General features: G+C 66.6%; 12 protein-coding genes. 4 read left to right on the top strand and 8 right to left on the bottom strand.

Annotated elements, in window-relative coordinates:
- Positions 1-33 precede the first annotated feature (33 nt).
- From recJ to CH339_RS13330, 5 genes are all read right to left on the bottom strand, one after another.
- Entirely contained in the window at positions 34-1,857 is a 1,824-nt protein-coding gene (gene recJ, locus CH339_RS13350) for a single-stranded-DNA-specific exonuclease RecJ (protein ID WP_306461178.1), read from the bottom strand.
- 81 nt (positions 1,858-1,938) lie between these two features.
- Complete coding sequence (gene glpX / locus CH339_RS13345) at positions 1,939-2,931, bottom strand: class II fructose-bisphosphatase (protein WP_111434854.1); 993 nt, start codon at positions 2,929-2,931, stop codon at positions 1,939-1,941.
- A gap of 53 nt (positions 2,932-2,984) precedes the next feature.
- Complete coding sequence (locus CH339_RS13340; RefSeq protein WP_111434853.1) at positions 2,985-4,292, bottom strand: homoserine dehydrogenase; 1,308 nt, start codon at positions 4,290-4,292, stop codon at positions 2,985-2,987.
- A 38-nt stretch (positions 4,293-4,330) separates the two neighbouring features.
- The gene (locus tag CH339_RS13335; RefSeq protein WP_111434852.1) at positions 4,331-5,548 is read right to left on the bottom strand and encodes an LL-diaminopimelate aminotransferase; all 1,218 of its coding nucleotides are present in this window, start codon (positions 5,546-5,548) and stop codon (positions 4,331-4,333) included.
- A 236-nt stretch (positions 5,549-5,784) separates the two neighbouring features.
- Positions 5,785-6,219, bottom strand: a complete 435-nt coding sequence (locus CH339_RS13330) for a hypothetical protein (protein WP_111434851.1) — start codon at positions 6,217-6,219, stop codon at positions 5,785-5,787.
- Between the two features lie 223 nt (positions 6,220-6,442).
- On the opposite strand from CH339_RS13330, the gene phaC reads away from it, so the two are divergent.
- Together phaC and CH339_RS13320 are read left to right on the top strand one after the other, a co-directional pair.
- Complete coding sequence (gene phaC / locus CH339_RS13325) at positions 6,443-8,248, top strand: class I poly(R)-hydroxyalkanoic acid synthase (RefSeq protein ID WP_111434906.1); 1,806 nt, start codon at positions 6,443-6,445, stop codon at positions 8,246-8,248.
- A gap of 103 nt (positions 8,249-8,351) precedes the next feature.
- Complete coding sequence (locus CH339_RS13320) at positions 8,352-8,945, top strand: DUF6653 family protein (protein ID WP_201240883.1); 594 nt, start codon at positions 8,352-8,354, stop codon at positions 8,943-8,945.
- A 79-nt stretch (positions 8,946-9,024) separates the two neighbouring features.
- Here CH339_RS13320 and argC read toward each other — a convergent pair whose 3' ends face one another.
- The 3 genes from argC to CH339_RS13305 form a co-directional block, all read right to left on the bottom strand.
- On the bottom strand, positions 9,025-10,077 hold the full coding sequence (gene argC / locus CH339_RS13315; protein WP_111434850.1) for an N-acetyl-gamma-glutamyl-phosphate reductase: 1,053 nt from the start codon (positions 10,075-10,077) through the stop codon (positions 9,025-9,027).
- Positions 10,078-10,188: 111 nt separating this feature from the next.
- Positions 10,189-11,154 carry an agmatinase gene (gene speB / locus CH339_RS13310; protein ID WP_111434849.1) on the bottom strand — a complete coding sequence of 322 codons (966 nt, stop codon included), beginning with the start codon at positions 11,152-11,154 and terminating at the stop codon, positions 10,189-10,191.
- A 106-nt stretch (positions 11,155-11,260) separates the two neighbouring features.
- Positions 11,261-11,848, bottom strand: a complete 588-nt coding sequence (locus CH339_RS13305) for a 2'-5' RNA ligase family protein (RefSeq protein ID WP_111434848.1) — start codon at positions 11,846-11,848, stop codon at positions 11,261-11,263.
- A gap of 306 nt (positions 11,849-12,154) precedes the next feature.
- Between CH339_RS13305 and CH339_RS13300 the strand changes: the two genes are divergently transcribed.
- Positions 12,155-13,117, top strand: coding sequence for an ABC transporter substrate-binding protein (locus CH339_RS13300; RefSeq protein WP_201240884.1), 963 nt, complete (start codon positions 12,155-12,157; stop codon positions 13,115-13,117).
- On the top strand, positions 13,114-13,812 hold the full coding sequence (locus CH339_RS13295) for a L,D-transpeptidase (RefSeq protein WP_111434847.1): 699 nt from the start codon (positions 13,114-13,116) through the stop codon (positions 13,810-13,812). The genes CH339_RS13300 and CH339_RS13295 overlap by 4 nt, the downstream gene beginning before the upstream one ends.
- Positions 13,813-14,057 lie beyond the last annotated feature (245 nt).

The raw sequence follows: 14,057 nt of genomic DNA, 5'->3' as shown, positions 1-14,057 counted from the left end.
GGTGCCCCGGCAATCGCGACGGACATCGCCGCTCTAGCCCTTCAACGGATCCGCCGCATCGATGAGCCGAAGCTGGACCTTCTTCTGGCCGCGCCAGTGGTCGAGGCCGATGGAGCCGGCGAGGTGCAATGATCCGCCGCGGGCGCCGAGGAGCGCCTGGCCGAGGGGCTCTTCCGCCGCCCTAAACGCGATGCCCTTCAGCGACACGCCGCCGGAGCCGGCGATGGTGCAACGGACATGGCCGTTGCCGACGGGCTCGGCATAGGTCACACGGTGGGCGGGAAAGGCGAAGACCGGCTGCGGGTGACCGGCGCCGAAGGGGCCGGCTTTTTCCAGCATCTCGCAGAGTTCAGTCGTCGCGCCGCCAGCGGTCAGCGCGCCGTCGATGGAGAGCGCATCATTGGCACGGGCCGCCATCGCCGCCTCACCCAAGGCTTCCTCCAAAAAGGCCTCGAAATCTTCCAGCCGGTTTTTTGAAAGGGTCAGGCCGGCGGCCATGGCGTGGCCCCCGCCCTTGACGAGAATGCCCTCGGCGGCAGCCTTGCGGACCGCGGCGCCGAGGTCGACGCCGGAGACAGAGCGGCCGGAGCCGGTGCCGGTGTCGCCGGAAAAGGCGATGGCGAAGGCCGGGCGGCGATAGCGCTCCTTCAGGCGCGAGGCGACGAGGCCGACGACGCCGGCGTGCCAGCCCTCGCCATGGGCGACGATGACCTGGCGGTTGCCGCCGCTGGCTACGACCGCGACCTGGGCGTCGGCCGCCGTCAGCGTTTCGGCTTCAAGCGCCTGGCGTTCGGCGTTGAGCGTATCGAGTTGTCGGGCGATGTCGGCGGCTTCGGCGGCATCGTCGGAGGTGAGCAGTCGCATGCCCATCTCCGCATCGCCGATGCGCCCTCCTGCATTGATGCGCGGGCCGAGCAAGAAGCCGAGGTGATAGGGCGACGGCGGACCGGAGAGCCGGGCGATGTCGGCGAGCGCGGCGAGCCCCACATTGCCGCGCCGGCGCAGGATGTCGAGGCCCTGGACGACGAAGGCGCGGTTGAGGCCCTTCAGCGGCACGACGTCGGCGACGGTGCCCAGCGCGACGAGGTCGAGCCAGGAGATGAGGTCCGGCTCCGGCGTTCCTGTGCGGGCATAGAATCCGCGGCGGCGCAGTTCGCGGTTAATGGCAACGACCGCGAGGAAGGTGACGCCGACGGCGGCGAGGTGCCCCTCGCCGGAGAGGTCGTCCTGGCGGTTCGGATTGACGAGGGCGGCGACCTCCGGAAGGTCGAGGCCGGCCTGGTGGTGGTCGAGGACGACCACATCAAGCCCGCGCTTCGCCGCCTCCTCGAAGGCCGCACAGGGGCTGGTGCCGCAATCGACGGTGACGAGGAGTTTTGCCCCGGCATCGGCGAACTCGGAAACCGCCTCCGGGTTCGGGCCGTAGCCTTCGGCGATGCGGTCCGGAATGCGGATGAGAGGGTCGGTGCCGAGGGACCGGAGGAAGCGGGCAAGGAGCGCGGAGGAGGTGGCGCCGTCAACGTCGTAGTCGGCAAAGACCGCGATTCTCTCTCCCGCCATCACCGCATCGGCGATGCGGGCGGCGGCGGCGTCCATATCGGTGAGGACGGATGGGTCGCACATCAGGGTTTTGAGGCGGGGCTCCAGAAAACCCTCGGCGGCATCAGGTGTGACGCCGCGTCCGGCGATCACCCTGGCGATGATGTCGGGAAGCCCCTGGCGCTGGGCGATGGTCTCGGCCGCCAGGGCCGCGGGCGCATCGAGCCGCTCGCGCCAGACGCGCCCGCCGACGGAGCGCGTGACGCCGAGAACCGCACGGCTCTCGGGATCGTCGCTGAAGCCCATTGGCTGGAGCACCGCCGGTGTCCCTTCGATTGTCTCAAATGTCGGCCGGTGCGGGCCGCCCTCGCCTGTCCCCAGGCTCGCCGGTCCCCCGGCTCACCTGTCGAGGTGGAATTTTTCCAGCCGCTGGTGGCAGGCATCGACCCAGCGCACCGTGCCGGTGGAGGACCGCATCACGACGCTGTGGGTGCGGATCTCGTCGTCGCGGAAATGGACGCCCCGGACCAGATTGCCATCGGTGATGCCGGTCGCGGCGAAATAGACATCGTCGGGCACCATGTCCTCGATACCGTATTTGCGCTCCACGTCCTTGAGGCCGACGGCCTTGATCCTGTCGCGCTCTTCCTTGTTGCGCGGCACCAGGCGCCCTTGCATCTGGCCGCCGATGCAGCGCAGCGCCGCGGCGGCAAGCACGCCCTCCGAGGCGCCGCCGGTGCCCATATAGATGTCGACGCCGGACCGTTCGGGGTTCGTGGTGTGGAAGACGCCGGAGACGTCGCCGTCGCCGATGAGACGGATGGCGGCGCCCGCTTCGCGCACTTCCTCGATCAGGCGGGCGTGGCGCGGCCGGTCGAGAATGCACACGGAAAGCTCCTCGACCGAAACGCCCTTGGCGGCGGCCAGCGCCAGAAGGTTCTCGCCCGGGGTCGCATCGAGATCGATGAGGCCGTCCGGATAGCCGCGGCCGACGGCGATCTTTTCCATATAGACGTCGGGCACGTTGAGGAAGCTGCCGCCGGTCGCCATGGCAACGACCGTCAGCGCGTTCGGCAGGTTCTTGGCGCACAGCGTCGCGCCTTCCAGCGCCACGGCGGCGACGTCGACCTCGGGGCCGTTCAGAGTCCCGACCTTTTCGCCGAGATAGAGGTGGTCGACGGCGTCCTCGGTGCCCTCGCCGATGACGATGGTGCCATCGATCGGCAGGTGGTTGAGCTCGCGCTCCATGGCATCGATGGCGGCAAGATCGGCGGCGCGCTCGTCGCCGCGGCCGCGCATGCGGGCCGCTGCCACCGCCGCACGCTCGGTCACACGGACCAGCTCGATGGTCAGGATGCGGTCGATGGTGGCGCTGATCTTCGTCTTCGACATTCTCTCACCAAAAGGGTCAGAATGGAGTTCAATCAGCCCTTTGTACGAGCTAACTAAACCATTTTCTCAATACGGATGACCTGCGGCGCGGCCGCGATCACGTTCTCGTCCGCGATCTGCTCCATGGCCTCGCGAATCGCCGCCTCGGTGGTTTCGTAGGTTATCAGAATTACCGGCGTCGGCTTGCCCGCACCATTGGGGGCCTCGTCGCGGCGCTGGACGATGGACTCCAGCGAGATCTGCTTCTCCGCCATGCGAGTGGCGATCCTGGCGAAGGCGCCGGGCCGGTCGTAGACCTCCAGGCGGATGTAATAACCGCCCTCGTGCAGGCGCATGCGGGCGCGGCGATAGGGCTCCAGCTCGCCGGCCGGACGGCCGAGCACGGGCACCGATAGGCCGCGGCCGAGATCGGCCATGTCGCCGACCACCGAGGAGGCCGTCGCTTCGCCGCCGGCGCCAGGGCCGACGAGCACGATCTCGCCGACGAAATCGGCATCGACCGCGATCGCGTTGAGGACGCCGTCGATGCGGGCGATGGCCGAGGATTTCGGCACCATGGTCGGATGGACGCGCTGCTCGATGCCGGTCTCGGTGCGCTGGGCGACGCCGAGCAGCTTGATGCGATAGCCGAGTTCGTCGGCGGCCTCGATATCGGCCAGCGTGATGGAGCTGATGCCCTCGATATAGATCGAGCCGTCGTCGATCTCCGTGCCGAAGGCCAAGCTGGTCAGGATCGCCAGCTTGTGGGCGGTGTCGTTGCCCTCGATGTCGAAGGTCGGATCTGCCTCGGCATAGCCGAGCCGCTGGGCTTCCGCGAGGCATTCCGCAAAGGAGCGCTGCTCCTGCTCCATCTGGGTCAGGATGTAGTTGCAGGTGCCGTTGAGGATGCCGTAGACGCGGTTGATCGCGTTGCCGGCAAGCGACTCCCGCATCACCTTGACGATCGGAATGCCGCCGGCGACCGCTGCCTCGAAATTGAGGCTGGCGCCGTTCTCCTCGGCAAGGCGGGCAAGCTCAACGCCGTGTTTGGCGAGCAGTGCCTTGTTGGCGGTGACGACGTGTTTGCCGGCCTTCAGCGCGGCGCGCACCGCGTCTTCCGCCGGGCCGCTGTCGCCGCCGATCAGCTCCACGAAGACGTCGATGTCGTCGCTCGTCGCCAGCGCCACCGGATCGTCGAACCACGCCATCGACGAAATGTCGATGCCGCGATCCTTGTCGCGGCTGCGGGCGGAAACGGCCGCCACCCGCATCGGGCGGCCGCAGCGCACGGCGAGATCGTTTTCGTGGCGGGCGATCAGCCGAACGACCGAGGCACCGACCGTTCCAAGGCCTGCAAGGCCGGCTCTGAGCACATCCTGCATGGTGAAGGTGGTCCGCTAAAACTGGCGCGCGCCCGTGGCTAACCGCGGGCGCTGATCGGGACCACGTTGTGCAACGTTTCCCCCGCCGTTTCAAGGAACCGGCGCACATTGCGGGCGGCCTGGCGGATTCGCTGCTCGTTTTCCACCATGGCGATGCGGACATAGCCCTCGCCGTGCTCGCCGAAGCCGATTCCCGGCGCCACCGCCACGTCGGCCTTTTCGACCAGGAGCTTGGAGAATTCCAGCGAGCCGATCTCGCGGAAGCGTTCCGGCAGCGGTGCCCAGGCGAACATGGAGGCCTCAGGCGCCGGGATCTCCCAGCCGGCGCGGGCGAAGGCGTCGACCATGGCGTCGCGGCGCTTGCGATAGGTCTCGCGGAACTCCGCGACGCAGTCCTGCGGCCCGTTGAGGGCGGCGGCGGCGGCGACCTGGATCGGCGTGAAGGCGCCATAGTCGAGATAGGATTTCACCCGTGCGAGCGCGGAGATCAGCCGCTCGTTACCGACGGCAAAGCCCATGCGCCAGCCGGGCATGGAATAGGTCTTCGACATGGAGGTGAACTCCACGGCGATGTCCATGGCGCCCGGCACCTGCAACAGCGAGGGCGGCGGCGTGTCGGTGAAATAGATCTCCGAATAGGCGAGATCGGACAGGACGAAGATCTCGTGCTGGCGGGCGAAGGCGACGACGTCGCGATAAAACTCGATGTCGGCGACGCAGGCCGTCGGGTTCGACGGATAGCACAGGATCACGGCGATGGGCTTGGGCGTCGAATGGTGGATCGCCCGCTCCAGCGCGTGGAAGAAATCGGGGCCCGGCTCGCTCGGGATGGAGCGGATGACGCCGCCGGCCATCAGGAAGCCGAAGGCGTGGATCGGATAGCTCGGATTGGGGACCAGCACCACGTCGCCCGGCGCGGTGATCGCCTGGGCCATATTGGCGAAGCCTTCCTTGGAGCCGAGGGTGGCGACGACCTGGGTCTCCGGATCGAGCTTGACGCCGAAGCGGCGGTCGTAATAGGCGGCCTGGGCGCGGCGCAGACCCGGAATGCCCTTGGAGGCGGAATATCGGTTGGTGCGCGGCTTGCGCACGGTCTCCACCAGCTTCTCCACGATGTGCTCCGGCGTCGGCAGGTCGGGATTGCCCATGCCGAGGTCGATGATGTCGGCGCCGGCGGCCCGCGCGCTCGCCTTCAGGCGGTTGACGTGTTCGAAGACGTAAGGCGGCAGGCGGCGGATCTTGTGAAATTCGTCCATTTTATCGTCCGGAGGCTCCGTTGAACGTCGGCGCAGATGTCTTGGCAACGGTTGCGCGGCTCGAAACGGCCCTTGGTTTCAGAACAGTGTGGCGGGGCGGCCGTTGCGCGGGCCCTGCCGATTCGGCTGTTTTCCCTTGAATCCGAGCATGGTGCCGGAGCTGATGCCGCCTTTCAACGTGAAATGGCGGGGGTGGGCTCCATTTGTCGCGCCAGCCGCGCGCAGGGAAGACGGGGTCAGTTCTCCTCGATTTCGCTCAGCGCCTCCTTGCCGTGGCTCTCGCCGAGGCGCTTCAGCCGGTTGGCGAAGGCGGGTCCACGGGCGCCGGCGCGGGCGGCATTGCGGGCTGCCAGCGCGCGCAGATCGTCAATGGTGCGGTCCTTTTCGTCGTCCTTCAGGAGCGCCGGTCGGCCGGACGGATCGAAGACGGAGGCGCCCTCCGCCCTGTCGGTAGGAGCGGGCGGCCGGACCGTGGCCGGCGCCACCTCGCCTGGGGTCGGAGCGGGTGCGGTGTCGGACCCTACTGGCGCCCCGGAGAGGAAACCCTCCGGCAGGAGCTGCATCGGGCCGTCGTCGGCACGCACCGCACCGGCCGTCGCCGTGAGGGCGCCGAGGAACAGGAAAAGCGCGGCCAGGCCGCGTCGCGGCAGCGCAACACATTGGTCGGTCATACGTCTTGCGAATCTCTTGGAACCGGGTATTGCCGGTCCGCCGGTCCCACCGGCTGTCACAGTCATCTGCGATAACACTGCGCAACGTTCGTGGCAAAAACTCGACACGCCCTTGCATTGGGCGGTCCATCGCTGCCTATTATAGTCAAAACGGTTGCATCCAGCGGATTCATCTAGCGGAGTTCCCTGAAGCATGCGCCACGATACCGGGAAGGAAACGGGCATGGAGTCCGGCACCGACGAAACCAATCTGCCCTACCTCGTCAAGGATCCGGAAGTCTTTGCGCAGAATCTGGCCCGCGTCATCGAGGAGGCCGGTAAGGCGATGGCCGCCTATTCGGAGCCGCGGGAAAAGGGCGAGATCCAGTCCGATCTTGCCGACACCATCGCCGAGATCATCAAGACCCTGTCGCGGGTCGGCGAATACTGGCTGTCCGATCCCCAGCGCACCTTCGAGGCGCAGATGCGGCTGTGGAGCGGCTTCATGGAGCTGTGGGGCGCTTCCATGCGCCGCATGCTCGGCGAGACCTCCTCGCCGACGATCGAGCCGGATCCGCGCGACAAGCGCTTCCAGGACCCGGAGTGGCAGAAGAACCAGTTCTTCGACTTCCTGAAGCAGGCCTACCTGATCACCTCGCAATGGGCCGAGACGATGGTCGCCGACGCCGCCGACCTCGATGAGCACACGCGGCACAAGGCCGATTTCTACGTCAAGCAGATCGCCAACGCGCTGTCGCCGACCAACTTCATCCTGACCAATCCGGAGCTGCTGCGCGAGACGCTGGATTCCAACGGCGAGAACCTGGTGCGCGGCATGCACATGCTGGCCGAGGACATCAAGGCCGGCGGCGGCGACCTGCGCTTGCGCCAGTCCGACCCGACCAAGTTCAAGGTCGGGGAAAACCTGGCGACGACGCCCGGCAAGGTGATCTTCCAGAACGACATCTGCCAGGTGCTGCAATACACGCCGACCACCGACGAGGTGCTGAAGCGGCCACTCCTCATCGTGCCGCCCTGGATCAACAAGTTCTACATCCTCGACCTCAACGCGGACAAATCCTTCATCAGATGGGCCGTCGGCGAAGGCCACACCGTGTTCGTCATCTCCTGGGTCAATCCGGACCAGCGCCTCGCCCGCAAGAGCTTCGAGCACTACATGATGGAGGGCGTTCTGGAAGCCCTAAAGGTGGTGGAAAAGGCGACCGGCGAGAGCGAGGTCAACGCCGTCGGCTATTGCGTCGGCGGCACGCTGCTCGCCGTCACCCTTGCCTATCTGGCCGCCAAGAAGGACAAGCGGATCGCCAGCGCCACCTTCTTCACCACCCAGATCGACTTCACCCATGCCGGCGACCTGAAGGTCTTCGTCGACAAGGAGCAGATCGAGACGGTGGAGCGGCGGATGGCCGAGCGCGGCTATCTGGAAGGCCGGCGTATGGCCAACGCCTTCAACCTCCTGCGCTCCAACGACCTGATCTGGCCCTATGTGGTCAACAACTACCTGAAGGGACGCGAGCCGTTTCCCTTCGACCTTTTGTACTGGAACTCCGACGCGACGCGGATGCCGGCGGCGAACCACTCCTTCTACCTGCGCAACTGCTATCTGGAGAACAATCTCAGCCAGAAGCGGATGGTGGTCGGCGGCGTCACCCTCGACCTTTCCAAGTCGAAGGTGCCGATCTTCAACCTCGCCGCCCGCGAGGACCACATCGCGCCGGCGAAATCGGTGTTCCTCGGCTGCTCCTCGTTCGGCGGGCCTGTGGAATACGTCATGGCCGGGTCGGGCCATATCGCCGGCGTCGTCAACCCGCCGGCGCGCAACAAGTACCAGTACTGGACCGGCGGCAAGCCGAAAGGCAGCTTCGAGGCCTGGGTCTCCAAGGCCAAGGAGACGCCCGGCTCCTGGTGGCCGTACTGGCAGCAATGGGCCTCCGGCCTTGCCGAGGAAAAGGTCAAGGCGCGAAAACCGGGCGGCGGCAAGCTGAAGCCGATCGAGGACGCGCCCGGCAGCTACGTCAAGATTCGGGACTGAGAGCGGGCGCCGTCATCGCGATTGTTGACGATTGCGGCAAAACGCCGGAAAACCATGCAGGCGGGCGGACGGGCGACAAGGCTCTTTCAGGCAGATTTCGGCGATGAAGAAAGGCAACAAGGATCGATTGCGCTACGATGAGTGGCTGAGCCGGCTGTTCCGGATGGATGACGGCGTCTGGCGCCGGCACGCCAGCGGCTGGAGCGTGTGGACCCGGGCGGCGAGCCTGCCGCTCCTGGTGCTCGCCGTATGGAGCCATCGCTGGATCGGCATCGGCGGCGCGCTTTGCCTCGTCGGCCTCGTCGTCGTCTGGATCTATCTCAATCCGCGCATCTTCCCCGCGCCCAAGCGCACCGACACCTGGCACGCGCGGGCGACCTTCGGCGAGCGGGTCTGGCTCAACCGCCACCGCATCCCGATCCCGCGCCACCATGCCGTCGTCGCGCATCTGCTTGCCGGCATCGCCGCGACCGGCGCGGTGATCGCGCTCTGGGGCACGTTCCTTGCCGCCTTCTGGCCAACGCTCGTCGGCATCGTCATCGTGCTCTTCGGCAAATTCTGGTTCCTCGACCGCATGGTCTGGCTCTACCAGGACATGAAGGACATGGACCCGATCTACCGCTCCTGGGAACGCATCCCCGTCAACGACAACGAGGCCGCCCGCAAGTGGCCGCGGCGGAAGCGGCGGGAGGGGTAAACCCCGCCCTTCCCCGTGCCCCGCGCCCGCCAGTCTCCGCCATCGCCGCCAAGGGCTGACGGAACGGAGCCGGACGCGCCTACGGGAACAGAGCGAGCTGCATCAGGCCTTCGGTCTCTTCGATGCCGAAGGCAAGGTTCAGGTTCTGCAGCGCCTGGCCGGCGGAGCCCTTCACCAGATTGTCCAGCGCGCCGATGACGATGGCGCGACCCGGAATGCGGTCGGGAAAGACGCCGACCATGACGTGGTTGGAGCCGCGCACGGCCTGGGTCGCGGGGACGCCGCCCTCCGGCAGGACATGGACGAAGGGCTCTTCCGCATAGCGCCGCCGCAGTGCCTCGCGCACGTCGGCCGGCGACGCACCATTGGTCAGCTTCACGTAGCAGGTGACCAGTTCGCCGCGGCTCATCGGCACCAGATGCGGCGTGAAATTGACCGTCACCGCCTCGCCGGCCGCCCGCGTGATCTCCTGCTCGATCTCCGGCGCGTGCCGGTGGGTGCCGATGGAATAGGGCGACAGCCCCTCGCCCGCCTCACAGAAGAGCGTGTTCTGCTTCAGCCCGCGGCCGGCGCCGGAGACGCCGGACTTGGCATCGATGATGAGGTCCGTGGCATCGACGATGCCGGCGGCAACGATCGGCAGCAGCGCGGTCAACACGGCCGTCGGATAGCAGCCGGGACAAGCGACGAGCCGGGCGCCGGCGATCTCGGCGCGGTAGTGCTCCGAAAGGCCGTAGACGGCTTCGGGCTGGATCTCCGGGGCGCGGTGGTCCTGGCCGTAGGCCGAGGCGTAGACGGAGGTGTTGCGCAGCCGGAAATCGGCCGACATGTCGATGATGCGGGTGCGCGGATGGGCCGCCAGGATCTGCTTGGTGATGTCCTGGGTGGTGCCGTGCGGCAGGCCGCAGACGATGGCGTCGACCGTGCCCCAGTCGACCTCCTCCCAGTTCTGCAAGGTCGGCAGGTCGAGGACGCCAAGATGCGGGAACACCTCGGCCATCTGCTTGCCGGCATGGGTGTTGGCGGTCAGCGCGGCGATCTCGATCCGCGGATGGCGGGCGGCAAGGCGGACCATGTCGGCGCCCGTATAACCGGACGCGCCCAAAACGCCGATGCGGATACTCTCGCCCATTGCCGTCTCCATCTGACTGTCGGGAAATGTCTTTCTCGCGGCGCCTTTTACGCCAGCCGCGCCCATGCCGCCAGTGCCCCGACAGCAAAAATCCTCGGTGGGGAACCGGTATCAGCTTCCGTTGCGGCGTCGCTCGGCAAGGAGGCCGAGATAGGTCTGGGCGATGGAAGCGGCCGCAAGCGAGGTGACGTCGGCATGGTCGTAGGCGGGAGCGACCTCCACCACGTCGCCGCCGACGAACTCCACTGCGCCGAGGCCGCGCAGCACCGACAGCGCCTCGCGGCTCGACAGCCCGCCGGCGACGGGCGTGCCGGTTCCCGGCGCAAAGGCCGGATCGAGGCAGTCGATGTCGAAGGTCATATAGGCACGGCGATCGCCGACGCGGGTGACGATGGCGTCGATGATGCCCTTGACGCCGAGGGTCTCGATCTCGTCGCCATAGACGATCTCGATGCCGAAATCGTCCGGCGCGTGGCTGCGGATGCCGATCTGGATCGAGCCGGCCGGGTCGATGATCCCCTCCTTCACCGCCCGCGCGATCATGGTGCCGTGGTCGATGCGGTCGCCGTCGTCGTCCCAGGTGTCCTGGTGCGCGTCGAACTGGACGATGGCGAGCGGGCCATGGCGCTCGGCATGGGCCTGCAGCAGCGGCCAGGTGACGTAATGGTCGCCGCCCATCGAAAAGAGGTGGCAGCCGGCATCGAGGATGGTGCCGGCCTGGCGGCGGATATGGCCGGGGATTTCCTGGTGGCGGGCGTAGTCGAAGGCGCAGTCGCCATAGTCGACGACGGCGAGCGTCTCGAAGATGTCGAAGGCGAAGGGGTAGTTCGGATCGCCGCAGAAGGTGGCGGACGCCTTGCGGATGCCCTGCGGCCCGAAGCGGGCGCCCGGCCGGTCGGAGACGGCGGCATCGAACGGGATGCCCCAGACCGCCACGTCGACGCCATCGAGATGGCGGCTGTAGCGCCGGCGCATGAAGGAGAGCGCGCCGCAATAGGCCGGCTCATGGCTGCCGCCATAGAGCGTGGTGCCGTGGACGGCGTTGTCGGTTCTGGGCGGTCCGGATTTTGTGCTCAACGGTTCCAGGCTCACAATAATCGGTGTTGCGCGGCAAACGATCCTGACCTTGCAAATGCCGGCTGTAAAGCCGCCTGGCTGCGCGAACGATCGGACCGAGACGCCCTCACCCACCCGCCGCCTCGAGCGGCCACCGCCCGAGGTCGACGTGGCGACGTTGGCCCACCAGGCTTTTCACCAGCACGAAGCCGTCGCAGGTCCAGCCGATCGCCTCGTCGAGGCGGGTTTCCGGCACCGGCCGCCTGCCCCACAACAAGGTGGCGTGCGGCCGGAACCGCGCCGGACCCTGCCAGAGCCCAGCCTTCACGAGTTCGCCCCGTAGCGCCTGCCGCAGATCCTCCAGCGCCGCGATCCGGCCGCGGCTGCAGAGCACCACGGGACGCTTCTGCGCGCCACCGAAGGTGCACAGGCGATCGAAGACCACCGGAAATGGCGCCGCCCTGACGCCGGAGCCAGCGCGGAGCGCCGCCGCGGCATCGTCCCTGCGGACGCCATGCCGGGAGATCGCCGGCACGAGCGAAACATGCAGCCGGTCGGCGCCGAACGGGCGTTCCGAAAGGCCGTGGCGCTCCTTGCAACGCTGCGCGACGTCGAGCATTGCCGATGCGGCGCCGGCGTCCGGGCGCAGGGCGAAATAGAGGAGGTCTGGCCGCTCCTGCATGCCCAGATCGAGGGAAAGCTGACCGTTCGCCATTCTTGCCTGGCGCCTTTCTGATTGTTCCCTTTATGTTCTCATTTCGAGGCGTTGATGTCGACCGCTTTCCGCGACAATGCCGCCATGGCGCTGTCTGCTCGCACAGGCGCCACCGGCGGGCGCTCACGCGGAACCATTCCAAATGTCCAGGGAGCGATGTGCGCGCGGCAACAAGTCGAATCCGGCCCCGAAGTGAAAACTTGTAGAAACTCCGGACCACGCCCGGTAGTTTGTAGCGTGTGACCTTTGGCCCGGCGGTCGTTCGGGTCCGGTGCATTTCGGTTCTGGACGGAGTTGGCGGCTCTCATGGCAACGGCACGCGTTTTTCTTGCAGCACTTGCGGTGATGTTTGGCACACTGGCGACCCATGGTCCGGCCCGTGCCGCCGATATCGTCATCGGGGTGCCGAGCTGGTCCTCCGCCGAGGCGACCGCGCATGTCCTCGGCGAGATCATCCACCAGAAGTTCGGCGTCTCGGTCGCCTACAAGGCTGGCACCAACGAGGAGATTTTTGCCGGCATGGACAGCGGCTCGGTGCAGGTGCATCCGGAGGTCTGGCTGCCGAACCACCGCGACCTGGTGCTGGCCTACGTCAACGGCAAGAAGACGGTGGCGATGAACCCGCACGGCGTGCCGGCGACGCAAGGGATGTGCACGACGGCGGCGACTTCGGAGAAATACCATATCGCCTCGATCGCCGACCTTTCCGATCCGGAAAAGGTCAAGATCTTCGACACCGACAGTAACGGCAAGGGCGAGGTCTGGATCGGCGACAAGGACTGGGCCTCGACGCGCATCGAGAAGATCCGCGCCAAAAGCTACGGCTACGACACGACGATGACGCTGCTTGAGGGCGAGGAGACGGTGGCGATGGCGATGATCGACGTAGCGGTCGCGACCGGCAAGCCGCTGGTCTTTTACTGCTACGCCCCGCACCACCTGTTCCAGCTTCACGACGTTAAGCTTCTCGACGAGCCGGCGCACGACCCGACCAAGTGGATCGTGCATTCGCCCTCGGACGATCCGGACTGGCTGAAGAATTCGTCGGCCCCGGTCGCCTGGGACGTCTCGTTCCTGCACATCCACTACCAGAAGGCGCTGGAGGAGACCCATCCGGACATCGCCAAGCTGCTTTCCAATGTGGAACTCGACACCGACACGATTTCGGCGATGACCTACGCCCTCGTCGTGGAGCGCACGGATCCGGCGGAGTTCGCGGGCGAATGGGTCAGGGAAAACGCGGAGCGCATCGAGGGGTGGCTGCAATGACCGGGAAAACGCACATCACTCGCTTCGCCCTCCTCTCCCGGCTGAAGAGGGCCGCGTTCCTTGCGGTCGCGATCCTCGGCATTGCCGGCGTGTCGGCCGTGGCCGTTGCCGAGGCGTCGCGCTACTGGGATCCGGTGTCGAAGAAATGGATCGTCTACAATCCGAAGCGCGTCCAGGAGGCGGCGACGGCGCAGGGCGGCACGCCGAAGCGGTTCCGTCGCACGGTCGTCGACTTCGAGACGGCGGAGCGACCGGGCACGATCATCATCGATGCCGACCAGCATTTTCTCTATCTGGTCCAGCCGGGCTTCAAGGCGATCCGCTACGGCGTCGGCGTCGGCCGCGAGGGTTTTGGCTGGTCCGGCGTCGTCACCGTCGGTCGCAAGGCCGAATGGCCGACCTGGACGCCTCCGGCCGACATGATCGAGCGCGACCCGAAGCTGGTGAAATATGCCAGCGGCATGCCCGGCGGGTCCAAGAACCCACTCGGCGCGCGGGCGATGTACCTGCATTCCGGCGGCAAGGACACGCTCTACCGCATCCACGGCACCAACGAGCCCTGGTCGATCGGCCTCAACGTCTCGTCCGGCTGCATCCGCCTCAACAACGAGGACATCAAGCACCTTTACGACCGCGTCGACAGAGGCGCCAAGGTCATCGTGCTGATGTCGGGGGCGGCGTTGTACGACTCGTAGACGGCGTCGAGGCGGATCAACTGTCGCTCATTCGCTGCGGTCTCTTACCAACCGTGGCCTACATTACGAGAATCGCTCGCGCGCGATCGCATCTGGGAGGTGTCGTGCGCGTTAATCCTCGGAAATCATGCGCAAGAGAGGAAACCCCAGCGAACAGAATTTAAAGCACCTTGCGATTGATCTGAATCGATAGGGGATTCCCACCGGAGGTTTTGTCTGATTCACTTTCCTTGAGGAGGAGAGTG

The organism is Rhodobium orientis, from assembly GCF_003258835.1.
Taxonomy (GTDB): Bacteria; Pseudomonadota; Alphaproteobacteria; order Rhizobiales; family Rhodobiaceae; genus Rhodobium; species Rhodobium orientis.
Note: the sequence above shows the minus strand (reverse complement) of the source record. Positions and strands in the feature narration are given on the sequence as shown.